The organism is Streptomyces sp. NPDC041135 (genome assembly GCF_055592085.1).
Genome location: NZ_JBVIYZ010000008.1, coordinates 15,016 through 39,169 on the forward strand (window position 1 = coordinate 15,016; position 24,154 = coordinate 39,169).

The window sequence follows — 24,154 nt, forward strand, 5'->3', positions numbered from 1 at the left end:
GGACGAGAGACGAGAGAAGGGCCCGGCGGGAGACCGCCGGGCCCTTCGTACCGACAGGACCGTGGGAAAAGCCCGGGAGCCTAGAGGTAGGGCCCGCCCGAGCGGCCGCCCGCGCGGGGGTCGTCGCCCTCGACGGCCACGCCCGGGGGCAGCGCGCGGCGCATCTGCTCCAGCTGCGCCCGCGCGGCCATCTGCTGGGCGAACAGCGTCGTCTGGATGCCGTGGAAGAGGCCCTCCAGCCAGCCCACCAACTGCGCCTGCGCGATCCGCAGCTCCGCGTCGCTCGGGGTGGCCTCGTCGGCGAACGGCAGCGAGAGCCGCTCCAGCTCCTCCACCAGCTCCGGCGCCAGGCCGTCCTCCAGCTCCTTGACCGAGCTGGCGTGGATCTCCTTCAGCCGGACCCGGCTGGCCTCGTCCAGGGGAGCGACGCGCACCTCCTCCAGGAGCTGCTTGATCATGCTGCCGATCCTCATGACCTTGGCCGGCTGCTCCACCTGCTCCGTCAGCGGGGTCTCCCGGGAGTCGTCGTCACCTCCGCCACCGAGCGCCATGCCGTCCTGGCCCAGGACCAGGATTTGCGGGTTCTGCGGATTCTCCGGCGACCGTTCGTTCCTCGGCATCTCCATGCCGCCATTGTCTCGCACGTGCGCACCTCACCGGCGTGGTGCCCCCCGGGAGAGCCGGTCCACCCGTTCCACCCGTCGGCGCAACCCGGAGTGCCGGGACCGGCACCGGATGTGAGGGTGGTGTCCGTCGGTCCTGACGACTGGGTTCCGGGAGGTGGCCGACGTGACCTCGTGGTCGCGGTACTCACTGCGCGCCCTGCGGCCCCTGCTGGTCCTGGCGGCGGTCCTGCTGCCGTACGCCACGGCCGCCGCGTACGCCCCCGCTCCCGCCCCCTCGGGCTCCGCCCGTCCCTCGGCCTCCCTCAGCCCCCCGGCGTCCGCGCCGCCGTCCTGGGCCGGGAACCTGGCCGGTGAAGGGCGGGTGCGGCCGGGCCGGCCGGAGGGACCCGCCGCGCAGGTCGAGGGCGAGGACACCGGCACCGGGGAGGAGCCGGGGCAGGAGGAGGCGGGGGAGGGCCGCGAGGAGGAGGACACCGCACCGGACGCCGTCGCCTCGGAGGAGGCCGGCACCGGCGCCTCCGAGGGCGCGGCGGTCCGGGACGACGGCGCGCGGACCCCGGAGGCCTCCGGCGGCCCCCGGGAGGCGGACACTCCCCCCGGGACGCCCGAGCCGCCGCCCGCGCCCCAGGACGCCATCGGCACCGAGGGGGTCCCCAGCGGTCCGGTGCTCCAGATCCTGCCGCTGGGCAGCGGACTGGTCCTCATCGGCCTGGGCCTGGGCCTGGCGTTCGTGGGACTGCGGGTCCGGCGGGGTTAGGGCCTTGCGGCCCCGGCCGGGTCAGCCTGCCGGCGGGGCGAGCAGCAGGACCTTGCCGATGTGTCCGCTGGCCTCCACCACCCGGTGCGCCTCGGCGGCCTGCGCCATCGGCACCTCGCGGTCGACGACCGGGCGGACCTTCCCGGCGGCCAGCAACGGCCACACGTGCTCGCGTACGGCCGCCACGATGGCCGCCTTCTCGGCCGGCGGACGCGCGCGCAGCGAGGTCGCGCTGACCGTGCCCCGCTTGCCGAGCAGCGCGCCGATGTTCAGCTCGCCCTTGGCGCCGCCCTGCATCCCGATGATCGACAGCCGCCCGTTGACGGCCAGCGCCTGGACGTTGCGGTCGAGGTACTTGGCGCCCATGTTGTCGAGGATGACGTCGGCTCCGGAGCCGTCCGTGGCCTGCCGGACCTCGGCGACGAAGTCCTGCTCGCGGTAGTTGACCAGGATGTCGGCGCCCAGCTCGGCGCAGAAGTCCAGCTTCTCCTTGGTGCCGGCGGTCACCGCGACCCTGGCTCCGAAGGCCCTGGCCAGCTGTACGGCCATCGTGCCGATGCCGCTGGAGCCGCCGTGCACGAGCAGGGTCTCGCCTTCCGTGAGGCGGGAGACCATGAACACGTTGGACCAGACCGTGCAGGCCACCTCGGGCAGCGCCGCCGCCCGCGCGAGGTCCACGCCGTCGGGTACCGGCAGCAGCTGCCCGGCCGGGACGGCGACCTTCTCGGCGTAGCCGCCGCCGGAGAGCAGGGCGCACACCTCGTCGCCGACGGCCCAGCCGGAGACGCCGGGGCCGAGCGCGGCGATCCTGCCGGAGCATTCCAGGCCGGGGTAGGGGGAGGCGCCGGGCGGAGGGTCGTAGAAGCCCTGGCGCTGGAGGATGTCGGCGCGGTTGACGGCGCCTGCCACCACCTCGACCAGCACCTCGCCCTCACCCGGCACCGGATCGGGGACCTCGTCCCACACCAGCGCCTCGGGACCACCAGGTTCGGGAATCGTGATCGCATGCATGCCGGCGACGCTACTCCCCACCCGGGCGCCACCGGTGGCAGGCCCGCCCGGTTCAGGCCGGGGGCATCCGCCGGACGTCCGGGGCGACCTGGGCGCCGGGGGTGACCCGCTGGATCGCGATCAGACGGTCGGTCAGCTCCAGCGCACCGACGGTCGGATCGTCGTAACCGAGCACCCGGTGGCCGCGGACTACGCTGACCACCAGGTCGTCCGTCTCGCGCGGGCTCTTGCCCACCTCACCCCGGACCACGGGGCGTTCGACGATGTCCAGCCCGCTGCCCTGGTGGACGAGGTCCTCCATGACCATGCCTGCGGCGGGGCTGAGCACGGACAGGCCGAGCAGCCGGCCCGCCGCGCTGGCACTGGTGATGACGGCGTCGGCGCCGGACTGCCGCAGCAGCGGGGCGTTCTCCTCCTCGCGCACCGCGGCCACGATCTTCGCTCCCCGGTTGAGCTGGCGGGCCGTCAGCGTGACGAGCACGGCGGTGTCGTCGCGCTGCGGGGCGACGATGATCTGCCGGGCCCGGTGCAGTTCGGCGCGCTTGAGCACCTCGCTGCGGGTGGCGTCCCCGATGACGCCCGCGTATCCCTCGGCGGTCGCCGCGTCGATCACCTTCGCGTCCGGGTCGACCACGACGACCTGCTGCGGGCGCAGGCCCGTGGCGCGGACGGTCTCGATCGCCGACCGCCCCTTGGTGCCGAAGCCGACGACGACGGTGTGGTCGCGCAAGGCGGACCTCCAGCGGTTCAGGCGCCACTCGTCCCGGGTGCGCTCGGTGAGGACCTCCAGCGTGGTGCCGACCAGGATGATCAGGAAGAGCACCCGCAGAGGCGTGATGACCAGGATGTTGATCAGCCGCGCGCTGTCGCTGACCGGGGTGATGTCGCCGTATCCGGTGGTGGAGAGGGTGACGGTCGCGTAGTAGAACGCGTCGAGGAGGTCGATGGAGGTGTCGGCGTCGTCGTGGTAGCCGTCGCGGCCGGCGTAGACGACCAGCGCGGTCACGACCAGCACGACCAGGGCCATGACGAGGCGCTTGGCGACCTGGCGGATCGGGCGGTCCACCACTTTCTTCGGGAGTTTCACCCGCTGGGTCGTCACGCGTTCGCCCGACTGGCGGGCGATGGCGTCCTGGCCCGGGAGTTTCACGTGAAACACACCCCGATCCCGGCGGCCGCCCAGGGCAGGTCCAGCAGCGCCGCCTCCTGCCCCGGCCGGGCCCCGCCCGGACCCACGACGGCCAGCGCGTCGGCGACGGCGATGCCCCGCAGCATGGCCGGGCCGTTGTAGTGCAGCGGCACGGCGTGGTCGCCGCGCAGCACGACCGGGACGAGCCGGGTGTCGTACGGGTGCCCGTGCACCTCGTCGCGCAGCGGCAGCGTGTACGCCTCGGCGGCGGGGCGGGCGGCGAGGGTGCGCAGCAGCGGTTCGGCGAGCGTGAGCAGGCCGGAGACGGCCGCGAGCGGGTTGCCGGGCAGGCCGACCAGGTGCTGGTCCTCCTTGGTGCGGGCCAGCAGCATGGGGTGGCCCGGGCGCACCTTGACCCCGTCGACGAGGAGTTCGGCGTCGAGGCGGCGCAGGGTGGGATGGACGTGGTCGACCGGGCCGGAGGCGGTCCCGCCGGTGGTGACGACGAGGTCGGCGCCGGAGTCCCGGATCGCCCGGTGCAGGGCCTTGGCGTCGTCGCCGAGCCGGCGCACGGCGGTCACCTCGGCGCCGAGCGCGCGCAGCCAGGGCGGCAGCATCGGGCCGAGCGCGTCCCGGATCAGCCCGTCGTGCGGGAGCCCGGCGGTGAGCAACTCGTCGCCCAGGACCAGGACCTCGACGCGGGGCCGGGGGACGGCGGTCACGGTGTCGTAGCCGGCGGCCGCGGCGAGGCCCAGGACGGCGGGGGTGACCAGGCTGCCGGCGGGCAGCAGCTGGTCGCCGTTGCGGCACTCCTGGCCCCGCGGGCGGATGTCCTGGCCGTGTCCGGGGTCCCGGGTGGCGTGCAGGCGGTCCTTGGCGTCCAGGCGGCCGTGTTCGCTGCGCAGGACGGCGGTGGTGTCGGCCGGGATGCGGGCGCCGGTCGCGATCCGTACCGCCTCGCCGTCGGTGAGCGGCTCGGGCTGGGCGCGCCCGGCGAGCAGGCCCTCCTCGCGGACCGTCCAGGGGCCGGGCCCGGAGACCGCCCAGCCGTCCATCGCCGAGGTGTCGAACGACGGCAGGTCGGTGAGCGCGTCCAGGGGGGCGGCCAGGACCAGGCCGAGGGCGTCTGCGAGGGGAACGGAGACGGGCTCGCGGCGGGTGGCCGCGCGGGCGGCGCGCCCGGCGATCTCCCGGGCCTCCGGCCAAGGGGTGGCCCGGTGCCGCTCGGCGGGCTGCTCGCCGCGCGGTCCGGGGGCGGGCACCTGGCCGGCCGGGGCGCTGTCGTCCTGGGGTTCCCGCACGAGTGCGAGGGCCTCCTCGACATCGAGGTCGTCGCTGTCACCGGCGGGCGCCTGGGCCCGGGTGCCGTGGGCGGTCATCAGGCGTCCGGACCCGGTGCGGAGCGGGCACCGCCGGTGTCGTCCGCGTGGCGCAGCGCCAGCGCGGCTGCCTTGCGGGCGGCCTCGGCCACGGCTTCGGGACCGCCACCGGCCCGGGCCGCGGCGTACCCGACGAGGAAGGTGGTCAGCGGGGCGGCGGGACGGGCGACGCCGTGCGCGGCGTCGCGGGCGAGATCGAGCAGGACGCCGGTGTCGACGTCCAGGTCGATGCCGAGTTCTTCCTTGACTTCGGAGATCCATTCATCCAACACGTGCCCATGCTCCCTGATGCGTGCCCTGGCGGTGGCGATGTCGTCCCAGGTGTCGCAGTCGAAGGACGCGATCGGGTCCGGGACACGGGTGAGGTCGAGGGCGCCGGTCAGCCGGCGCAGGGGCAGGCCGGCGAGCCCGCCGGGGCCGGCGGACAGCGCGGCGAGCGCGCGGCGCAGCGCAGCCGTGCGGTAGGCGGCCACCAGCGGCTGGTCACGGCCGTCCGCGTCGGTGAGCAGCGCGCCGTCGGCGCCGGTGGTGTCCAGCGCGCCGAGCAGCCGGTCCACGGTGTCCTGCCGGAGGAAGGGCAGGTCGGCGGAGAGGACGACGGCGCGGGCCGCCGTGGTGCGGCGCAGCCCGGCGTCCAGCGCGGCGACCGGCCCGCCGCCGGGCGGCTCCTCGCGCGCCCAGCGCACGGGGCGTGCGGTGGGCCGGGGAGCGGCCACCACGACGGTGGTGCGCGCCGTGGCGCAGGCCGCCAGCACCCGGTCGAGCAGCGCCCGGCCGCCGACCCGCAGGCCGGGCTTGTCGGCGCCGCCGAGCCGCCGGGCGGCACCGCCGGCCAGCACGACGGCGTCGTACGGCGCGGCGGCCGCGGAGCCGGAGGGGGCGGCCGGGGTGTGGTCGGTCACCCACCGAGTATGGGCCGCGAGGGGGATCGGCGCCGTCCCCGGTACGGCATGCGGACACCGGCGCGGTCCGCATGCCGGGGGGGCGGGTGCCCGAAGACACCCGCCGCGGCCGGGGTCAGAGGGTGCGCAGGAGGACCGCCGGCTGTTCCACGCAGTCCGCCACGTACCGCAGGAAGCCGCCCGCCGTGCCGCCGTCGCACACCCGGTGGTCGAAGGTGAGCGAGAGCTGGACGACCTGGCGCACCGCGAGCTCGCCCTCGTGCACCCACGGCTTGGGGACGATCCGGCCGACGCCGAGCATGGCCGCCTCGGGGTGGTTGATGATCGGCGTGGAGCCGTCGACCCCGAAGACGCCGTAGTTGTTCAGCGTGAAGGTCCCGCCGGTGAGGTCCGCGGGGGTGAGCCGCCCGGTGCGGGCGGCCTCGGTGAGCCGGGCGAACTCGGCGGTCAGCGCCTCGGTGTCCCGGGCCTGGGCGTCCCGGACGACCGGTACGACGAGGCCGCGGTCGGTCTGCGCGGCGAAGCCGAGGTGCACCTGCTCCAGCCGGACGACCTCGCGGGCGTCGGTGTCGACGAAGGAGTTCAGCTCGGGGAAGCGGGTGAGCGCGGTGGTGCAGATCCGGGCCAGCAGCGCGAGCACGGAGATCTTCGGTCCCCCGGCGGCGTTCATGGCGGCCCGGGCGCGCATCAGCTCGGTCGCGTCGGCGTCCACCCAGCAGGTGGCGTCGGGGATCTCCCGGCGGCTGCGGGACAGCTTGTCGGCGACGGCACCGCGCACGCCCTTGAGCGGCGTGCGCAGACCCCCGGCGCCCGGGATGCCCGGGGCGGCGCTGTGCGCGGGGGCCGGAGCGGTCACGGCCGGTACCGGGGCCGGGGCCGGGGCCGTGCGGGTGCCGGTCGTCCGGGCGCGCAGCGCGTCCTCGACGTCCGCCCGCAGGATCAGCCCGTCCGGTCCCGAGCCCGCCAGCTCGCGCAGGTCCAGGCCGTTGTCCCGGGCGAGCCGGCGCACCAGTGGTGAGATCACCGGCACGGGCCCGCCTGCCGGTACGAAGTGCGCGGGAGAGGCGGGGGCGGCTGGGGTGGCCTCACGGACGGGGGGCGGCGGGGGCGCCGCGGGGGCCGGCGCGAGGGCGGGCGCGGGGCGCTGCGCCGCGCCGTTGCGGGAGGCGGTGACCGACGACGCCCGTACCCGGCGCCGCCGGGCCGCCGGAGCCGCCGTGCCGTAGCCGACCAGCACGTTCCCGGAACCCTCCGGCTCGGCCGCCGGGTCCGCCGGGCCGCCCACCGCGACCGTCAGCAGCGGAGCGCCGACGGGCAGCTCGGCGCCCTCCTCGCCGAAGCGGGCGGTGACGACACCGCCGTAGGGGCAGGGGACCTCGACCATCGCCTTGGCCGTCTCCACCTCGACGACCGGCTGGTCGACGGCGACGACGTCACCGACCCGCACCAGCCAGCGCACGATCTCCGCCTCGGTGAGCCCCTCCCCGAGGTCGGGGAGCCTGAACTCCAGCACCTGTGCCATCAGCCCTCGGCCTCCCACTGCAGACGCGCCACGGCGTCCAGGACACGGTCCACGCCGGGCAGGTGGTGCCGCTCCAGCATCGGCGGCGGGTAGGGGATGTCGAACCCGGCCACGCGCAGCACCGGGGCCTCCAGGTGGTGGAAGCAGCGCTCCGTGACGCGGGCCGCGATCTCCCCGCCCGGTCCGCCGAACCCGCCCGACTCGTGCACGACGACCGCGCGCCCGGTGCGCCGGACCGACGCGCAGACCGTCTCGTCGTCGAACGGCACCAGCGAGCGCAGGTCGACGACCTCCAGGTCCCAGCCCTCCGCCTGGGCGGCCTCGGCGGCTTCGAGACAGACGGGGACGGACGGCCCGTACGTGATGAGCGTGGCACTGCGGCCGGCCCGGCGCACCGCGGCGCGGCCTATCGGCTCCACGTCCGCCGGGTGCTCGGGGTTCCAGGTGTCCTTCGACCAGTACAGCCGCTTGGGCTCCAGGAAGACCACGGGGTCGTCGGAGGCGATGGCCGCGCGCAGCAGCCCGTAGGCGTCGGCGACGGTGGCCGGGGTGACGACGTGCAGCCCCGGGGTCGCCATGTAGTAGGCCTCGGAGGAGTCGCTGTGGTGCTCGACGCCGCCGATGCCGCCGCCGTAGGGCACCCGGATCGTCAGGGGCAGCGGCATGCGGCCGCGGGTGCGGTTGCGCATGCGGGCGGCGTGGCTGATCAGCTGCTCGAACGCCGGGTAGGCGAAGGCGTCGAACTGCATCTCGACGACCGGCCGCAGGCCGTACATGGCCATGCCGACGGCGGTGCCGAGGATGCCCGCCTCGGCCAGCGGGGTGTCGGTGCAGCGGTCCTCGCCGAACTCCTTGGCGAGCCCGTCGGTGACCCGGAAGACCCCGCCGAGGGTGCCGACGTCCTCGCCCATGACGTGCACGGCGGGGTCGGCGGCCATCGCGTCGCGCATCGCGCGCGTGAGGGCCTGCGCCATCGTGGCGGGCTTCACGGCGACGGTGGTCATCGGTGTCCACCTTCCCGGCCGTCGCCGCGGCCGCCGGTTCCTTCGTGGTCGTCGTGCTCGGCGTCGAGTTCGGCGCGCAGCAGGGCGCGCTGTTCGCGCAGCTGCGCGGTGGTCTCGGCGTAGACGTGGTCGAAGAGGTCCATGGGGTCGAGTTCCGGATCGCGGTTCATGCGCTCCCGCAGGTCGGCGGCCATGGTCTCGGCGTCCTCGCGGGCCGCCCGGATGCCGTCCTCGTCGAGCAGTCCGCGCTCGGTCAGCTCCCGCTCCAGCAGGTCGACGGGGTCGTGCCCGCGCCAGGTCTCGACCTCGGTGACGCCCCGGTAGCGGGTGGCGTCGTCGGCGTTGGTGTGGGCGTCGATGCGGTAGGTGACCGCTTCGACGAGGGTCGGGCCGCCTCCCTCACGCGCGCGGCGCACGGCGTCGCCGAGGACCTCGTGCACCGCGGCCGCGTCGTTGCCGTCGACCAGGCGGCCCGGCATGCCGTACCCGACGGCCTTGTGGGCCAGAGAGGGGGCGGCGGTCTGCTTGGCGAGCGGCACGGAGATGGCGAAGCCGTTGTTCTGGACCAGGAAGACCACCGGTGCCTGCCAGACGGCGGCGAAGTTCAGCGCCTCGTGGAAGTCACCCTCGCTGGTACCGCCGTCGCCGACCATGGCGAGGGCCACCACGTCGTCGCCCTTGAGGCGGGCGGCGTGCGCGAGGCCCACGGCGTGCGGGAGCTGGGTGGCGAGCGGGGTGGACAGCGGGGCGACCCGGTGGGCGTAGGGGTCGTAGCCGGTGTGCCAGTCGCCGCGCAGCAGGGTGAGGGCCTGGACGGGGTCCACTCCGCGCGCGATGACGGCGAGCGTGTCGCGGTAGCTGGGGAAGAGCCAGTCCCGCTCCTGGAGGGCCAGCGCGGCGGCCACCTCGCAGGCCTCCTGGCCGGTGCTGGAGGGGTAGACGGCCAGGCGTCCCTGCTTGGTCAGGGCGGTGGCCTGGATGTTGTAACGACGGCCGCGCACCAGCTGGGTGTACAGCCGGCGCAGCAGCTCCGGGTCGGCCTTCGCGGCGGCCTGGGTGCCGAGGACGCGGTAGGGCTCCGCGTCGGGCAGCAGCGGCGCGGGGTCCGTGCGGGGCTGCCAGGCGGGCGGCGGCGACGGCCGGTACGCGCCTCGCTGCTCCATGACCGTCATGACGGCACCTCCTCGTGGGAGTGGCGGGGAGGCGGGACGGCTGTGGCCCGCCTCACCTACCGATTGTTCGGTCGTCGGCACAATTTGGCTACAGGCACCTTCAGGCTGTGGACAAACGGTTCTGCACAGCCTGGAATGAACGCAGGACGTCCACGGCGGTGAGGCGGGGGGACATGGCACCTGAACAAATGGCCGACGGTCCGCAGGAGGGCGCCGTGCTGCCGCCGGCCCGGCCGCTGGACGCCATCGACCAGGACATCCTGCAGATGCTCCAGGCCGACGGCCGGGCCTCGATACGGTCGGTCGCCGAGCGGGTCCACGTCTCCCGCGCCAACGCCTACGCACGCATCAACCGCCTGGTCGAGGACGGGGTGATCCGGGGCTTCGGCGCCCGCGTGGACCACCAGCGCGCGGGCCAGGGCACCTCGGCCTACATCACGCTGAAGATCGTCCAGAACACCTGGCGCACGGTCCGCGAGCAGTTGCGCAAGCTGCCCGGCGCAGCCCACATCGCCCTGGTGGGCGGCGACTTCGACGTGCTGCTGCTGGTGCACACGCCCGACAACAGGGCGCTGCGCGAGCTGGTGCTGACCCGGCTGCAGGCCATCCCGGAGGTGCTCAGCACCCGGACGCTGCTGGTGTTCGAGGAGGAGGACGTCGAACCGCAGGCCTGACCCGGCCGGGGCGGGAACCCGCGGGCCTGACCGGCCGGGGCGCGAGCCCTCAGGCCTGGCCCGGCCGGGGCGGGAGCCCGGCCGGACCGCCGCGCGGGTCAGCCCCGGCGCAGACCGGAGAAGACCAGCCGCGCCACGGCGTCGGCCACCTCGCGCTCGTCCATGCCTCGCCCGTCCGGCCGGTACCACTCCACGATGGAGTTGATCATCCCGAACACCAGCCGCGTCGCGAGCCGCACCTCGACGTCGTCGCGCACGTCCCCCTCGGCGGCCGCGGCCCTCAGCAGCTCGGCCACCCGGTGGTCGAAGTCCCGGCGCCGCTCCAGCGCCCACCGCTCGGTGCCGGTGTTGCCGCGCACCCGCAGCAGCAGCGTCACGTACGGCAGTTCGGCTATCAGCACCTCGACCATGCGCCGCACCACGTACTCCAGGCGGTCCGCCGGCCGCCCCGTGCCCGCCCGCTCCTCCTCCAGGATGGCGAAGAGGCCGTCCAGCGCCCGGCTCACGGCGCGGCGCAGCAGCTCCTCCTTGCCGGTGACGTGGTGGTATATCGACGACTTGGAGATGCCGGCCGCCCTGGAGAGGTGCTCCATGGACGTGCCGTCGTAGCCGCGCTCGTTGAAGACCCGGACGGCGACCGACAGCAGCGTCTCCGGGGTGTACGTGTCGCGCTTGGCGGTGGTCATGAGGTGCCCTCCCGCTTCTCGGATGCGTACGCGTGACGGTAGAGCGCCAGGGAGGGCGCGTACCGTCCGGAGGGGTCGCGCAGGTGCAGGTCGTCCAGGACGTCGTAGGCCCAGCCGCGGCCCAGCCTGCGGCTCCACTCGAAGGGGCCGAGCGGGTAGTTGACGCCCAGGCGCATGGCGGTGTCGATGTCCTCCTCGGTGGCCACGCCCTTGGCGACGGCGTCGTGCGCCAGGTCGACGATCCGGGCGACCGTGCGGGCGACGATCAGCCCGGGCACGTCCCCGATGACGCTGACGTCCTTGCCGAGCGCCTGGAAGAGGCCGGTGGCCTCGGCGAGGGTCTGCGGCGAGGTGTCCTGGGAGGCGGACAGGGCGATGCGGGTGGCGCGGCGGTAGTCGAGCGCGAGGTCGAAGTAGACGACGTCCCGGAACTCCACCGACGTCTGGCCGTCGGCCAGGACCAGCTGGCCGCCGCTCGGCAGCAGCAGCCGGGTGCCGTGGTCCTCGTCCTCCTCGTCCACCTGGATGCCCGCCTCGCGGATCAGCGCCACCAGGCCGGCCGCCGGGCCCAGGTCGCCCTCCACGACGACGCGGGCGGGCGGCCGCGCCGGCTCCGCGGTGTGCGGTTCGGGGCGGTCGGCGCCGTCGGCGTAGTCGTACCAGCCGTGCCCGGACTTGCGGCCGAGCCGGCCGGACTCGACGAGCCGGCGCTGGGCGAGCGAGGGCGTGAAGCGGACGTCCTGGAAGAAGGCCTGCCACACGGAGTGGGTGACGGACTCGTTGACGTCCTGCCCGATGAGGTCGGTCAGCTCGAAGGCGCCCATCCGGAAGCCGCCGCACTCGCGCAGGACGGCGTCGATGGTAGCCGGGTCGGCGGCCTGCGCCTCCAGCACGGCGAAGGCCTCGGCGTAGAACGGGCGGGCGATGCGGTTCACGATGAAGCCGGGGGTGTCCGCGCAGGCCACCGGCGTCTTGCCCCAGGCGCGGGCGGTCTCGTACGCGCGCGTGGCGGACGTGACGTCGGTGGCGAACCCGGAGACGACCTCGACGAGCGGGAGCAGCGGGGCGGGGTTGAAGAAGTGCAGGCCGACGAAGCGGCCCGGCAGGCGCAGGGCGCCGCCGATCGCGGTGACCGACAGCGAGGAGGTGTTGGTGGCCAGCAGGCAGTCCTCGCCGACGACGTCCTCCAGGTCCCGGAAGAGCTGCTGCTTGACGTCCAGCCGCTCCAGGACGGCCTCGACGACGAGCGCGCAGTCCGCCAGCTCCGCGAGGCCGTCGGCGGGCGTGAGCCGGGCTCGGGCGGCGTCCCGGGCCTCGGCGGTGAGCCGGTCCTTCGCGACCAGCCGGTCGAGGCGGGCGCCGATCGCCGCGGCGGCGTCCCGGGCGCGCCCGGGAACGGCGTCGTAGAGCCGCACGGGGTGGCCGGCGACCAGCGCGACCTGGGCGATGCCCTGGCCCATGGTGCCGGTGCCGACGACGGCCACGGGGCTGCTGAGGTCGAGTGCTGTCATGTGCGCGATCCTCCCGCACGGGGTTTTCCACAGATGCGGCAGGCCCCCTTGTCCCGACCGATCGTTCGGTTACTCTAGCTCTGACCGCCCGCTTCCGCTGCTCTTTCCGCCCAGGTCATGAACTCGACGAAGAGTTCTTCAGACGAGGAGTTGGTCCCCCATGGCCGCCCAACTGACCGCGCACGAGCTGATCGCCAGGCACCGGCCCACCCTGGACCAGGCCCTCGAGGCGATCCGCACGCGCGCGTACTGGTCGCCCCACCCCGAGCACCCCAAGGCCTACGGCGAGCACGGCAGCCTGGACGCGGCCGCGGGCAAGGCCGCCTTCGACGCCCTGCTGGGCACCCGTCTCGACCTCGGCCAGCCCGGCACCGACGACTGGGTCGGCGGCGAGGTCTCGCCGTACGGCATCGAGCTGGGCGTGACCTACCCGCACGCGGACATCGACACACTGCTTCCCGCCATGCGGGCCGGGCAGCGCGCGTGGCGGGACGCGGGCGCGGAGACCCGGGCCGTGGTCTGCCTGGAGATCCTCAAGCGGATCAGCGACCGCACGCACGAGTTCGCGCACGCGGTCATGCACACCTCCGGCCAGGCCTTCATGATGGCGTTCCAGGCCGGCGGCCCGCACGCCCAGGACCGCGGTCTGGAAGCGGTGGCGTACGCCTACGTCGAGCAGGTCCGCACCCCCGACACCGCGGAGTGGACCAAGCCCCAGGGCAAACGCGACCCGCTGGCGCTGACCAAGCAGTTCACCGCGGTCCCGCGCGGCACCGCGCTGCTCATCGGCTGCAACACCTTCCCGACCTGGAACGGCTACCCCGGCCTGTTCGCCTCCCTCGCCACCGGCAACGCGGTCCTGGTCAAGCCCCACCCGCGCGCGGTGCTGCCGCTCGCCCTCACCGTGGCGGTCGCCCGGGACGTGCTCACCGAGGCCGGCTTCGACCCCAACCTGGTGGCGCTGACCGCCGAGCGGCCCGGCGAGGGCGTGGCCAAGGCGCTGGCCACCCGTCCGGAGATCCGGATCATCGACTACACCGGCTCCACCTCCTTCGGCGACTGGCTGGAGGCCAACGCCCGCCAGGCGCAGGTCTACACGGAGAAGGCCGGCGTCAACACGGTCGTCGTGCACTCCGCCGCCGACTACAAGGGGATGCTCGCCAACCTGGCCTTCTCGCTGTCCCTGTACAGCGGCCAGATGTGCACCACCCCGCAGAACCTGCTGATCCCGCGTGAGGGCATCCGCACCGACGAGGGACCCAAGACCTTCGACGAGGTGGTCGCGGACCTCGCCCGAGCGGTCGACGGCCTCCTCGGCGACGACGCCCGGGCGAACGCCCTGCTCGGCGCGATCGTCAACCCGGACGTCAAGGCCCGCCTGGAGGCCGCCGCCGGACTCGGCGAGGTCGCCCTGGCCTCCCGTGAGGTCGCCAACCCGGAGTTCCCGGACGCCGTGGTGCGCACCCCGGTCATCGTGAAGCTGGACGGCGCCAAGCCGGACGACGAGGCCGCCTACATGAGCGAGTGCTTCGGCCCCGTCTCCTTCGCCGTCGCCGTCGACTCGGCCGCCGACGCCGTGGAGCTGCTGCGGCGCACGGTCCGGGAGAAGGGCGCGATGACGGTCGCCGCGTACACCACCGACGACGAGGTCGAGCAGGCCGTGCGGGAGGTCTGCCTGGAGGAGGCGGCCCAGCTCTCGCTGAACCTGACCGGCGGGGTCTACGTCAACCAGACGGCCGCGTTCTCCGACTTCCACGGCTCCGGCGGCAACCCGGCGGCCAACGCGGCCCTGTGCGACGGCGCCTTCGTCGCCAACCGCTTCCGGGTGGTGGAGATCCGCCGGGAGGCGTGAGGCCTCACACCGGCGCGCCCCCGGTGGCACTCCAGTGGTACAGCGTCATCGCCACGCTCGTGGCGAGGTTGTAGCTGGAGACCTGGGGGCGCATCGGCAGCGCCAGCAGCCGGTCGGCACGCGCGCGCAGCGGCGCCGACAGGCCGCTGCGCTCCGACCCGAAGGCCAGGACGGCGTCGTCGGGCAGCTCGGTGCCCCGGATGTCCTCGCCCTCCGGATCGAGGGCGAACAGCGGCCCCGGCGGCAGCTCCCCGGCGTCCAGGCGCTCCACGGCGGTCGCGAAGTGCAGCCCGGCCCCGCCGCGCACCACCGTGGGGTGCCAGGGGTCGAGCGTGCCGGTGGTGACCACCCCGGTCGCCCCGAAACCCGCGGCCAGCCGGATCACCGCACCGGCGTTGCCCAGGTTGCGCGGGTCGTCGAGGACCACGACGGGCGCGGTGCGGGGCATGCGGGCCAGCTCCCGCAGCTGCGCCGCGCGGGAGGGCCGTACGGCCAGGGCGGCCACGCCCGTCGGATGCGGCCGCGGCACCAGGGACGCGTACGCCTCCGGCGCCACCTCGGCCAGCAGCGCGTCCAGCGTCCCGCGCACGTCCGGGGCCAGTTCCTCGGCCAGGGCGAGTGCCGCCGCCCGGTCCGCGGCCACGGCCACCAGCACCTCGGCCCCGAAGCGCAGCGCGTGCTTGACGGCGTGGAAGCCGTCGAGCAGCACGGCGGCACCGGCGTGCGCACGCCAGCGGGACAGCGGGTCGGTCATGCCGGGAAGCCTACGCGGGCGGGCTCCCCCTCCCCGCTGTCCCCTTCGCCGCCCCTGACGGGCTTGTCCGCACCGGCGCCGCCGTCCCCGGCGGTGCGGGGCGCCGGCAGCGCTCCCGAGGGCCGCCCGGACAGCCTCCGGCGCCCGCCCGCCACCCAGCCGCCCAGCCGCCGCAGGAAGGACGTCGGCAGGAAGACCGAGTCCGCCGCGATCATCGCCAGCGAGAAGAACGGCAGTCCGAGGACGACCGCGATCACGGCGTGCTCGATCATCATCAGCCCCAGCAGGACGTTCTTGACCCGCCGGTTGAACAGTGTGAACGGGAAGGCCACCTGCACCATGACGGTCCCGTAGGTCACCAGCATGACCATCGTGCCGCTGGCGGACAGCAGGTCGCCGAGCAGGGGCCAGGGGGAGAAGTAGTCCAGGTGCAGCGGGTAGTAGACGGCCGTGCCGTCCTGCCAGCGCGAGCCCTGGATCTTGTACCAGCCGGCCGTGGCGTAGATCAGGCACGCCTCGCCCATGACGACCACCAGGGCGCCGTTGTGCAGGATGTTGGCGATCACGTCCAGCAGGACCCGCGGCTCGGCGGAGCGCGCCCAGCGTCCGACGGCCCACCACAGACCGAGCCCGGCCCACACCGTCCACACCAGCGCGGGCACCAGCCAGCCGCTGCCGAACCGGCCCAGCACGGCCACGGCCGCCAGCGCCAGCCCCAGCAGCACCCACAGCACCGGCCCGACCCGGTCGGCCTGGGGGTGGCCGGGCACCTCCCGCGTCCCGGCGTCACCGGCGCGGCCCTCCCCCGCGCGCGCCGCCCGCCGTGCGTCCAGGGACCACACCTGACCGCAGCGCGTGAACACCAGGTAGACCGACATCAGGTGCAGGACGTTGTCGCCGCCGTCGCCCACGAAGACGCTGCGGTTCTGCAGCGACAGCACGCCCAGCATGAACAGCACCGAGGCGGTGCGGGTGCGCCAGCCCAGCAGCAGCATCACGCTCGCGGCGATCGCCAGCAGGTAGCAGACCTCGAACCAGGCCTGCCCGTCGAACCACAGCAGCGCGGTGAAGGCGTGATTGTCCGCGGTCAGCTGCTGGGCGAGGTCCCGGCTCCACGGGCCGTCGGGGCCGTACAACTCCTGGCGGTGCGGGAACTCGCGCAGCAGGAACAGCAGCCAGGTCCCGGCGAAGCCGATGCGGATCACGGCGCTCTGGTAGGGGCCGAGCGCGGATTCGGTGACCCGGGCGATGGCCCGGGACAGCGTCAGGGAGAACGAGTTCACCGCACACCTCCGGCGGCCTCGGCCGCGGTGACCTGCCACCAGGGCAGCACCCGGTAGACGGGCTTGTCCGAGATCGACTCCGTGCTCCAGTCGGGCGGCAGGACGTTGGTGGTCCGGGAGCGGACCTGGACGCGCTGGACGGCGCCCTCCCGGGCGAGCGTGTCGTTCTCCCGCTGGAGGCGCATGACCACGATCCGGCGCAGGTACTGCTCGGAGAGCGCACCGCGCATGCCCATGGCCTGGTTGTCGGAGCCGTGCGTACCGGAGAAGAAGTCCCAGGCCCGGCGCAGTTCGTTCTGCTGGGTGTGGCTGGGCACCGGGCTGCCGTCGATCGCCGCGCCGTCCTGGGCCGACAGGTCGCTCCAGCCGGTGGTGCGCACCCCGCCGTCCGCCGTCCGCACCTCGGCGCGCACCTGCACCGCGATGTTCTGCTGCAACGGGTTGGGCGCGAACAGCTTCCAGTTCTGCTCGAACTCGGGGTACACCCACGCCTCGATCGCCTTGCCGTGCTTCTTGGTCACGGTGTTCGACGGCGCCAGGCTCAGGAACACCATGCCCAGGTGCACGCAGACGGCCACCGCGATCACGGCGAGCGCCACCGCGGCACCGACCTGGTAGCGGGGCGACAGGGCGGCGACCCCGGTACGCGGCTCGAAGACCGGTGCCCCGGCCTCGGCGGCCCCCGCCCCGGCTTGCGTGGCCCGCGTCCCGGTCTCGGCCGACGGCTCGGCCGCCGGAGCGTTCACCCGGGCCGGGGGATCGGCCGCATCGCGGTGCCCCTCGGCGCGGTGCCCGTCGTCGTCCTCCCGGTCTCCGGCCGCCGGTCGCGCCTGGTCCGATCCGCTCCGGCCGCGCCGGGCCGGCGGATCCTCGTCGTACGCGTCCATTCCGCCCCGATTCCCCGTCTCCGCCGTGTGGTGCGGACGCCCACCACAGGCGCCGCATGCTTCACGGGCACCACTGCGGGCGCCCGACGGAACGGTACTCAGCCCCACCCGTCCGGCGCAGCCCCCGGGGAACCACCCGCGCACACAGCCGTCCCCGATTTCGCCCGCCCGCCGCCCGTTCCGTCCGCCTGTGCACCGGGGAGCCCCACTTGGGCGGCGGGCCGGACCGCCTCCGTCAGAGGACCGAGCCGGGCTTTCCCTCGTCGGTGACGACCGGGCGGCCCACCGCCTCCCAGACCTGCATGCCGCCGTCCACGTTCACCGCGTCGATGCCCTGCTGGACCAGGTACATCGTGACCTGGGCCGAGCGGCCGCCCGAGCGGCAGATGACGTGCACGCGGCCGTCCTGCGGGGCGGCCTCGGTCAGCTCGCCGTACCGGGCCACGAACTCGCTGATCGGGATGTGCAGCGCGCCCGCGGCGTGGCCGGCCCGCCACTCGTCGTCCTCGCGCACGTCCAGCAGGAAGTCGTCGTCCGTGAGGTCCGTGACCTCGACCGTGGGCACACCAGCTCCGAAGCTCATGCCCGCGACGCTACCCGACGCCGGGCCGCTCACGACCGGCCCGCCCCAGCCGATTACCGCCCCTGCCCCTGACCCTGCTCCTGCTCCGGCTCTTCGTCCAGCAGAGCGGCCAGCGCCGCCTCCCGCTCGGCGATGTCGGCGCGGAGGCGGCCGGCGATCTCCTCCAGCAGGGAGTCCGGGTCGTCCGGGGCGAGCCGGAGCATCCCGGCGATCGCGCCGTCCTCCAGTTCCCGGGCGACCAGGGTGAGCAGTTCCTTGCGCCGGGCGAGCCATTCGAGGCGGACGTACAACTCCTCGCTGCGGCTCGGGCGGCGCTCGGCGGGAACCGGACCGGCCGCCCACTCCGCCGCCAGCTCCCGCAGCAACGCCTCGTCGCCCCGCGCGTAGGCGGCGTTGACGCGGGTGATGAACTCCTCGCGCCGCTCCCGCTCGTCGTCCTCCTGCGCCAGGTCGGGGTGGGCCTTGCGGGCCAGCTCGCGGTAGAGCCGGCGCGCCTCCTCGCTGGGCCGGACCCGCTCGGGGGGCCGGACGGCCTGGTCGGTGAGCATCGCGGCGGCCTCCGGGAACAGCCCGTGGCCGTCCATCCACCCGTGCAGCAGTTCCTCGACGCCGGGGATGGGCAGGACCCGCGCCCGGGCCTCCTCGGCGAGGCGGAGGTCCTCCGGGTCGCCGGTCCGGGCGGCCCTGGCCTCGGCGATCCGGGCGTCCAGCTCCTCGATCCGGAGATAGAGGGGCCCGAGCCGCTGCTCGTGCAGCCGGGAGAAGTTCTCGACCTCGACGCGGAAGGTCTCCACGGCGATCTCGAACTCGATCAACGCCTGCTCCGCGGCCCGCACGGCCCGTTCGAGCCGCTCCTCGGGCCGAGGCGGCTGGGACTGCTCAGCTTCCGGGGTCGTCACCCGACCAGCGTAGGCCACGGCCGGAAGCCACCGGACGCGACCGCTCCGCCACGCCGGACAGTCCCCCGGGACCACGTGGTCCCGCCACCCCGGCCAGCCCGCACACGCCGATCGCACACGCCGGTCCGCACCCGCGACCCCGCACACGCCGATCCGCTCAGACCCCCGTATCCGCCGCGATCCGTCCCGCGCGCACCGCCGCCACCAGCTCCGCGTGATCCGCCTCGGTGCGGTCGGCGTAGGCGACCGCGAAGGCGGCTATCGCCTCGTCCAGCTCCTCGTTCTTGCCGCAGTACCCGGCGATCAGGCGCGGGTCCGCGCTGTGCGCGTGGGCGCGGGCGAGGAGGGCGCCGGTCATCCGGCCGTAGTCGTCGACCTGGTCGGCGGCGAGCGCGGCGGGGTCGACGCTGCCCTTGCGGTTGCGGAACTGCCGCACCTGGAACGGGCGCCCGTCGACCGTCGTCCAGCCCAGCAGGATGTCGCTGACCACCTGCATCCGCTTCTGGCCGAGCACCACCCGGCGTCCCTCGTGTTCGGCCCGCGGGGCGTCGAAGCCGGCCGTGGCCAGATGCGGGAGCAGCGCCGACGGGCGGGCCTCCTTCACCTGGAGGACCAAGGGCTCGCCGCGGTGGTCCAGGAGCAGGACGACGTAGGACCGGGTGCCCACGCTGCCGGTGCCGACCACCCGGAAGGCGACGTCGTGCACGGCGTGCCGGGCCAGCAGCGGGCGGCGGTCCGCGGAGAGCGTCGTCACGTACTCCTCCAGGGAGGACGCCACCACCGCCGCCTCCGCGTCCTCGACCCGCCGCAGCACCGGGGCCGCGTCCACGAACCGGCGGCCGCCGTCCCGCGTGGTCCGCGTGGCTCGGGCCGCGAACCGCCCGCTGGTGTTGGCCCGGGCCTTCTCCGAGACCCGCTCCAGCGTGCCGAGCAGGTCGTGGGCGTCGGCGTGGGAGACCAGTTCCTCGTCCGCGATGGCGTTCCAGGCGTCCAGCACCGGCAGCCGGGCCAGCAGCCGCATGGTGCGCCGGTAGGCGCCCGCCGCGTCGTGCGCCGCCGCCCGGCAGGTGTCCTCGTCGGCGCCCGCCTCCCGGCCCGCCAGGACCAGGGAGGCGGCGAGCCGCTTGAGGTCCCACTCCCAGGGGCCGTACACGGTCTCGTCGAAGTCGTTGAGATCGATGACCAGGCCGCCGCGCGCGTCGCCGTACAGCCCGAAGTTGGCCGCGTGCGCGTCGCCGCAGAGCTGGGCGCCGATCCCGGTCATGGGGGTGCGGGCGAGGTCGTGGGCCATGAGTCCGGCGGAGCCGCGCAGGAAGGCGAAGGGCGTGGCCGTCATCCGGCCCACCCGTATCGGCGTCAGCTCGGGGATGCGGCCGCCGTTGGACTCCTCCACCGCCTCGACCGCGCCGGGGCGGGAGCCGTCCCGGTCCAGCGTGCGATGCGCGTCGCGCGGGACGGCGGAGCGCAGCGCCTTGCCCTCCCGCTTCGGTGAACCCTGCGGCGGCCACTGGGCGAACCCGTCCACCCGGGGCAGCCGCCGGGCCGCCCCGCCCACCACGTCCGCCGTCTCCGGCGTCTGCGCCGTCTCTGGCGCCTGCGCGTCGGCCTCGGTCACCGCGACCGCCTCCCCCGGACCGGGCGCCCGCCTGCGCGAACACCCACACGAACATCAACTCGTGCAGACCGTACAGCCGGCGGCGACAACGCGTCAGAGCCTGTGGACAACACCGCGCCTGTGGACAAAGCGGCGGCACCCGCGCGACGAGGCGACGGCCTGAGAGACTCGTCACACCACCCGCACCCGCCGCGCACGCGGCCGGGCACTCGCCGCGAACACGACTACGGGCCCACCGTTTTCACGATGGGCCCGTAGCCACTGTGTGCGCGAGGGGGGAGTTGAACCCCCACGCCCTTTCGGGCACTGGAACCTGAATCCAGCGCGTCTGCCTATTCCGCCACCCGCGCATTGGGTGTGTCTTCCGGGCCCCGCCTTGCGGGCCGGCCCCTTCCGACATCGAGAACATTAGCACGTGGGACAGGGTGGATTCACATCCCTTGTGCGACGCAGGCTTCCGCGCGGGACCCGCCACGGCCGCCCGCGGCGCCCCGCGGGCACCCGGCGCACCGCCCGCCGTCCCGCCCAGGTTTGAAGGAGTCCCTGTTCACGTATCAACCTCGTACCGGTCCAGGCCATCTCACCAGGAGGCGGGCAGGGTCCACAGCCAGGTGCGGGACACTGGTCTTCGGCCGCCTCTACGATCCATGCCAAGAGGAGTCCGGTGACGAGTTCCAAGAGGAGTTCCACGGGCAGTCGCTGGGGGAACCGGCTGATTGCCGGGCGCGTAGATACGATCAGTGAGCAGTACCGGCACGACCAGCACGACAGACAGAGCGGCAGCGACGGAGGAGGTGCCCCATGGGAGTCCTGAAGAAGTTCGAGCAGCGTCTCGAAGGTCTGGTCAACGGCACCTTCGCCAAGGTCTTCAAGTCCGAGGTCCAGCCCGTGGAGATCGCCGGCGCGCTCCAGCGCGAGTGCGACAACAACGCCACGATCTGGAACCGCGACCGCACTGTCGTGCCCAACGACTTCATCGTGGAGCTGAGCGCGCCGGACTTCGAGCGCCTCAGCCCCTACTCCGGTCAGCTCGGCGACGAACTGGCCGGCATGGTGCGCGACTACGCCAAGCAGCAGCGCTACACCTTCATGGGCCCGATCAAGGTCAACCTGGAGAAGGCCGACGACCTCGACACCGGCCTGTACCGGGTGCGCAGCCGTACGCTCGCCTCCTCCGCGAACCAGCAGGCCCCCGGAGGGGCCGCCGGGCCCTCCGCCCCGGCCGGCCGGCCCGGCCCCGGCGGCGCGCCGGGCGGCTACGGCTACCCGCCTGCCGCCGGCCCCGCGGCCGCGCCGCCCATGCCGGCCGCGCCGCCGCCCGGCGCCCGGCCCGGCGGCTACGGCTACCCGCAGCCCGCGGCCCAGCGGCCCGCCGCCGCGGCCGCCGGCCGCACCCGCTACTGGATCGAGATCAACGGCACGCGCCACCAGATCTCCCGCCCGACCCTGGTGCTGGGCCGCAGCACCGAGGCCGACGTGCGGATCGACGACCCCGGCGTCTCCCGCCGGCACTGTGAGATCCGGACCGGAACGCCCTCGACGATCCAGGATCTCGGGTCCACCAACGGCATCGTGGTGGACGGGCAGCACACCACCCGCGCTACGCTCCGCGACGGCTCGCGGATCGTCGTGGGCAGCACCACCGTTATCTATAGGCAAGCCGAAGGGTGAAGCGGGGGCAATGTCAGAGCTGACCCTGACGGTCATGCGGCTGGGTTTCCTGGCCGTACTGTGGCTGTTCGTGATCGTGGCCGTGCAGGTCATCCGCAGCGACCTGTTCGGTACGCGCGTCACCCAGCGCGGATCGCGCAGGGAGGCGGCGCGCCCGCAGCAGGCGGCCAGGCCGCAGCAGCAGGCCGCGCCCCCGCCCCAGCGCGGCCAGCAGGGCGGCGGCCGGCAGCGGCGCAACGCCCCCTCCAAGCTGGTGGTGACCGAGGGCACCCTGACCGGCACCACCGTCGCGCTCCAGGCGCAGACCGTCACCCTGGGCCGCGCGCACGACTCCACCATCGTGCTGGACGACGACTACGCCTCCAGCCGCCATGCCAGGATCTACCCGGACCGCGACGGCCAGTGGATCGTCGAGGACCTCGGTTCCACCAACGGCACCTACCTGGACCGGTCGCGGCTGACGACCCCCACGCCGATCCCGCTGGGCGCGCCGATCCGCATCGGCAAGACCGTCATCGAGCTGCGGAAGTAGTGCTACGTCATGAATGAGCGCGAGCGGAGCGAGCACGCAGCGGCGGACCGCACCCCGGGCCCCGGCGCGCTCCCGACCGGAGGGTGGGCACCGTGCGGATGTACCCGGAGCCGACGGGCGAGGTGCGCATGAGTCTGTCACTGCGCTTCGCCGCCGGATCGCACAAAGGCATGATCCGGGAGGGCAACGAGGACTCCGGGTACGCCGGTCCGCGCCTGCTCGCCATCGCCGACGGCATGGGCGGCCAGGCGGCCGGCGAGGTGGCCTCCTCGGAGGTCATCTCCACGCTGGTCACGCTGGACGACGACGTGCCCGGCTCCGACATCCTCACCTCCCTCGGCCACGCCGTGCAGCGCGCCAACGACCAGCTGCGCTCCATGGTCGAGGAGGACCCGCAGCTGGAGGGCATGGGCACCACCCTGACCGCGCTGCTGTGGACCGGTCAGCGCCTCGGGCTCGTGCACGTCGGCGACTCCCGCGCGTATCTGCTGCGCGACGGCGTGCTGACCCAGATCACCCAGGACCACACCTGGGTGCAGCGGCTGGTCGACGAGGGCCGGATCACCGAGGAAGAGGCCACCACCCACCCGCAGCGCGCCCTGCTGATGCGCGCGCTGGGCAGCGGGGAGCACGTCGAGCCCGACCTGTCCATCCGCGAGGTCCGGGCCGGCGACCGCTATCTGATCTGCTCCGACGGCCTCTCCGGCGTCGTCTCCCACCAGACGATGGAGGAGACGCTCGCCAGCTACCAGGGCCCGCAGGAGACCGTGCAGGAGCTGATCCAGCTCGCGCTGCGCGGCGGCGGCCCCGACAACATCACCGTCATCGTCGCCGATGTCCTCGACCTGGACACCGGTGACACCCTCGCCGGGCAGCTGTCGGACACCCCGGTGGTGGTCGGCGCCGTCGCGGAGAACCAGAACCACCTCCAGGACAACGGGATCATGCAGACCCCGGCCGGCCGCGCCTCGCACCTCGGCCGGCAGGGCCAGGGGCAGCAGGGGCAGAGCCAGGGCAAGGGAGGCGGCGAGTTCGGCCCGCCCGGCTCCGGCGACACCACCGGTTACGTCCCCGCCGGCGGCTTCGGCGACTACACCGACGACGACTTCGTCAAGCCGCGCAAGGGCCGCAGGTGGCTGAAGAGGTCCTTCTACGGCGTCCTCGCGCTGGCCGTCGTCGGCGGCGGCCTGTACGGCGGTTACCGCTGGACGCAGACGCAGTACTACGTCGGCGCCAAGGGCGAGCACGTCGCCCTGTACCGCGGCATCAGCCAGGACCTGGCCTGGGTGTCGCTGTCGAAGGTGGAGCGGGACCATCCCGAGATCGAACTCAAGTACCTGCCGCCCTACCAGCAGAAGCAGGTCAAGAACACGATCGCCGAGGGTGGGCTGACGGACGCCCGGACGAAGGTCCAGGAGCTGGCCGTGCAGGCCTCCGCCTGCGAGAAGGCCGCCCAGCGGCAGGCGGCCGAGAGCGCCCGGAAATCCGCGTCGGGGAAGGACCAGGCCGGCGGCACCGAGGGAACCGCTCGCAGCTCCCTGGCGTCCAAAGCCTCGCCGACACCCACCCCCTCGGCTTCTTCGGCGTCCCCGAAGTCCCCGTCCACGACCCCGTCCGCGACCCCCAGCCCCGGCCCCACCCTCTCGGAGGATGAGCAGAAGGTCGTCTCGCTGTGCGGTAAGCAGTAGGCAAGCCGTGAGAGGCC

The 24,154-nt window shown here is 74.2% G+C and carries 22 protein-coding genes and 1 tRNA gene; 6 read left to right on the forward strand and 17 right to left on the reverse strand.

What is annotated here, in order from left to right; translation table 11 throughout:
* Nucleotides 1-80: 80 nt before the first annotated feature.
* The gene (locus tag ACZ6CZ_RS19880; RefSeq protein ID WP_469022670.1) at nucleotides 81-626 is read right to left on the reverse strand and encodes a bacterial proteasome activator family protein; all 546 of its coding nucleotides are present in this window, start codon (nucleotides 624-626) and stop codon (nucleotides 81-83) included.
* 163 nt (nucleotides 627-789) lie between these two features.
* On the opposite strand from ACZ6CZ_RS19880, the gene ACZ6CZ_RS19885 reads away from it, so the two are divergent.
* Nucleotides 790-1,383, forward strand: coding sequence for a hypothetical protein (locus ACZ6CZ_RS19885; protein WP_469022673.1), 594 nt, complete (start codon nucleotides 790-792; stop codon nucleotides 1,381-1,383).
* Nucleotides 1,384-1,404: 21 nt separating this feature from the next.
* Here the strand turns inward: ACZ6CZ_RS19885 and ACZ6CZ_RS19890 are convergent, their stop codons facing one another.
* The 7 genes from ACZ6CZ_RS19890 to pdhA all read right to left on the reverse strand — a co-directional run bounded on the left by ACZ6CZ_RS19890 (nucleotide 1,405) and on the right by pdhA (nucleotide 9,502).
* Nucleotides 1,405-2,394 (reverse strand): NAD(P)H-quinone oxidoreductase, encoded by a 990-nt coding sequence (locus ACZ6CZ_RS19890; protein WP_469022676.1) that lies wholly within the window; start codon nucleotides 2,392-2,394, stop codon nucleotides 1,405-1,407.
* A gap of 52 nt (nucleotides 2,395-2,446) precedes the next feature.
* The gene (locus ACZ6CZ_RS19895; RefSeq protein ID WP_469022679.1) at nucleotides 2,447-3,544 is read right to left on the reverse strand and encodes a potassium channel family protein; all 1,098 of its coding nucleotides are present in this window, start codon (nucleotides 3,542-3,544) and stop codon (nucleotides 2,447-2,449) included.
* The gene (locus ACZ6CZ_RS19900) at nucleotides 3,541-4,902 is read right to left on the reverse strand and encodes a molybdopterin molybdotransferase MoeA (protein ID WP_469022682.1); all 1,362 of its coding nucleotides are present in this window, start codon (nucleotides 4,900-4,902) and stop codon (nucleotides 3,541-3,543) included. Before ACZ6CZ_RS19900 ends, ACZ6CZ_RS19895 begins: the two co-directional genes overlap by 4 nt.
* Nucleotides 4,902-5,804, reverse strand: coding sequence for an NTP transferase domain-containing protein (locus tag ACZ6CZ_RS19905; RefSeq protein WP_469022684.1), 903 nt, complete (start codon nucleotides 5,802-5,804; stop codon nucleotides 4,902-4,904). Before ACZ6CZ_RS19905 ends, ACZ6CZ_RS19900 begins: the two co-directional genes overlap by 1 nt.
* Before the next feature lie 115 nt (nucleotides 5,805-5,919).
* Entirely contained in the window at nucleotides 5,920-7,326 is a 1,407-nt protein-coding gene (locus ACZ6CZ_RS19910; protein ID WP_469022686.1) for a dihydrolipoamide acetyltransferase family protein, read from the reverse strand.
* Nucleotides 7,326-8,330 (reverse strand): alpha-ketoacid dehydrogenase subunit beta, encoded by a 1,005-nt coding sequence (locus ACZ6CZ_RS19915; protein WP_469022689.1) that lies wholly within the window; start codon nucleotides 8,328-8,330, stop codon nucleotides 7,326-7,328. Before ACZ6CZ_RS19915 ends, ACZ6CZ_RS19910 begins: the two co-directional genes overlap by 1 nt.
* Nucleotides 8,327-9,502 carry a pyruvate dehydrogenase (acetyl-transferring) E1 component subunit alpha gene (gene pdhA, locus ACZ6CZ_RS19920; RefSeq protein WP_469022692.1) on the reverse strand — a complete coding sequence of 392 codons (1,176 nt, stop codon included), beginning with the start codon at nucleotides 9,500-9,502 and terminating at the stop codon, nucleotides 8,327-8,329. Before pdhA ends, ACZ6CZ_RS19915 begins: the two co-directional genes overlap by 4 nt.
* A 173-nt stretch (nucleotides 9,503-9,675) precedes the next feature.
* Between pdhA and ACZ6CZ_RS19925 the strand changes: the two genes are divergently transcribed.
* Nucleotides 9,676-10,176, forward strand: coding sequence for an Lrp/AsnC family transcriptional regulator (locus ACZ6CZ_RS19925; protein ID WP_469022695.1), 501 nt, complete (start codon nucleotides 9,676-9,678; stop codon nucleotides 10,174-10,176).
* A gap of 98 nt (nucleotides 10,177-10,274) precedes the next feature.
* Here ACZ6CZ_RS19925 and ACZ6CZ_RS19930 read toward each other — a convergent pair whose 3' ends face one another.
* Nucleotides 10,275-10,862, reverse strand: a complete 588-nt coding sequence (locus ACZ6CZ_RS19930) for a TetR/AcrR family transcriptional regulator (RefSeq protein ID WP_469022698.1) — start codon at nucleotides 10,860-10,862, stop codon at nucleotides 10,275-10,277.
* On the reverse strand, nucleotides 10,859-12,373 hold the full coding sequence (locus ACZ6CZ_RS19935; RefSeq protein ID WP_469022699.1) for a 3-hydroxyacyl-CoA dehydrogenase: 1,515 nt from the start codon (nucleotides 12,371-12,373) through the stop codon (nucleotides 10,859-10,861). Before ACZ6CZ_RS19935 ends, ACZ6CZ_RS19930 begins: the two co-directional genes overlap by 4 nt.
* A 160-nt stretch (nucleotides 12,374-12,533) precedes the next feature.
* On the opposite strand from ACZ6CZ_RS19935, the gene paaN reads away from it, so the two are divergent.
* A complete protein-coding gene (gene paaN / locus ACZ6CZ_RS19940) occupies nucleotides 12,534-14,225 on the forward strand; it encodes a phenylacetic acid degradation protein PaaN (RefSeq protein WP_469022702.1) in 1,692 nt (563 codons plus the stop codon).
* Nucleotides 14,226-14,229: 4 nt separating this feature from the next.
* Here the strand turns inward: paaN and ACZ6CZ_RS19945 are convergent, their stop codons facing one another.
* The 7 genes from ACZ6CZ_RS19945 to ACZ6CZ_RS19975 all read right to left on the reverse strand — a co-directional run bounded on the left by ACZ6CZ_RS19945 (nucleotide 14,230) and on the right by ACZ6CZ_RS19975 (nucleotide 20,596).
* Nucleotides 14,230-14,979 (reverse strand): TrmH family RNA methyltransferase, encoded by a 750-nt coding sequence (locus tag ACZ6CZ_RS19945; RefSeq protein ID WP_469022704.1) that lies wholly within the window; start codon nucleotides 14,977-14,979, stop codon nucleotides 14,230-14,232.
* Nucleotides 14,976-16,262: an HTTM domain-containing protein gene (locus ACZ6CZ_RS19950; RefSeq protein WP_469022707.1), complete on the reverse strand. Its 1,287-nt coding sequence runs from the start codon at nucleotides 16,260-16,262 to the stop codon at nucleotides 14,976-14,978. The genes ACZ6CZ_RS19945 and ACZ6CZ_RS19950 overlap by 4 nt, the downstream gene beginning before the upstream one ends.
* Nucleotides 16,259-17,149 carry a DUF5819 family protein gene (locus ACZ6CZ_RS19955; RefSeq protein ID WP_469022709.1) on the reverse strand — a complete coding sequence of 297 codons (891 nt, stop codon included), beginning with the start codon at nucleotides 17,147-17,149 and terminating at the stop codon, nucleotides 16,259-16,261. The genes ACZ6CZ_RS19950 and ACZ6CZ_RS19955 overlap by 4 nt, the downstream gene beginning before the upstream one ends.
* Before the next feature lie 235 nt (nucleotides 17,150-17,384).
* The gene (locus ACZ6CZ_RS19960; protein WP_469023376.1) at nucleotides 17,385-17,714 is read right to left on the reverse strand and encodes a rhodanese-like domain-containing protein; all 330 of its coding nucleotides are present in this window, start codon (nucleotides 17,712-17,714) and stop codon (nucleotides 17,385-17,387) included.
* A 71-nt stretch (nucleotides 17,715-17,785) separates the two neighbouring features.
* Entirely contained in the window at nucleotides 17,786-18,631 is an 846-nt protein-coding gene (locus ACZ6CZ_RS19965) for a hypothetical protein (protein WP_469022712.1), read from the reverse strand.
* 157 nt (nucleotides 18,632-18,788) lie between these two features.
* A complete protein-coding gene (locus ACZ6CZ_RS19970) occupies nucleotides 18,789-20,246 on the reverse strand; it encodes a DUF2252 domain-containing protein (RefSeq protein ID WP_469022718.1) in 1,458 nt (485 codons plus the stop codon).
* Nucleotides 20,247-20,512: 266 nt separating this feature from the next.
* Nucleotides 20,513-20,596: transfer RNA gene (locus tag ACZ6CZ_RS19975), tRNA-Leu, on the reverse strand.
* Between the two features lie 451 nt (nucleotides 20,597-21,047).
* Here ACZ6CZ_RS19975 and ACZ6CZ_RS19980 point away from each other — a divergent pair.
* From ACZ6CZ_RS19980 to ACZ6CZ_RS19990, 3 genes are all read left to right on the forward strand, one after another.
* Nucleotides 21,048-21,917 (forward strand): FhaA domain-containing protein, encoded by an 870-nt coding sequence (locus ACZ6CZ_RS19980; RefSeq protein ID WP_469022723.1) that lies wholly within the window; start codon nucleotides 21,048-21,050, stop codon nucleotides 21,915-21,917.
* A 10-nt stretch (nucleotides 21,918-21,927) separates the two neighbouring features.
* The gene (locus ACZ6CZ_RS19985; protein ID WP_469022726.1) at nucleotides 21,928-22,449 is read left to right on the forward strand and encodes an FHA domain-containing protein FhaB/FipA; all 522 of its coding nucleotides are present in this window, start codon (nucleotides 21,928-21,930) and stop codon (nucleotides 22,447-22,449) included.
* A gap of 98 nt (nucleotides 22,450-22,547) precedes the next feature.
* Nucleotides 22,548-24,137 carry a Stp1/IreP family PP2C-type Ser/Thr phosphatase gene (locus ACZ6CZ_RS19990; RefSeq protein WP_469023378.1) on the forward strand — a complete coding sequence of 530 codons (1,590 nt, stop codon included), beginning with the start codon at nucleotides 22,548-22,550 and terminating at the stop codon, nucleotides 24,135-24,137.
* Nucleotides 24,138-24,154: the final 17 nt, after the last annotated feature.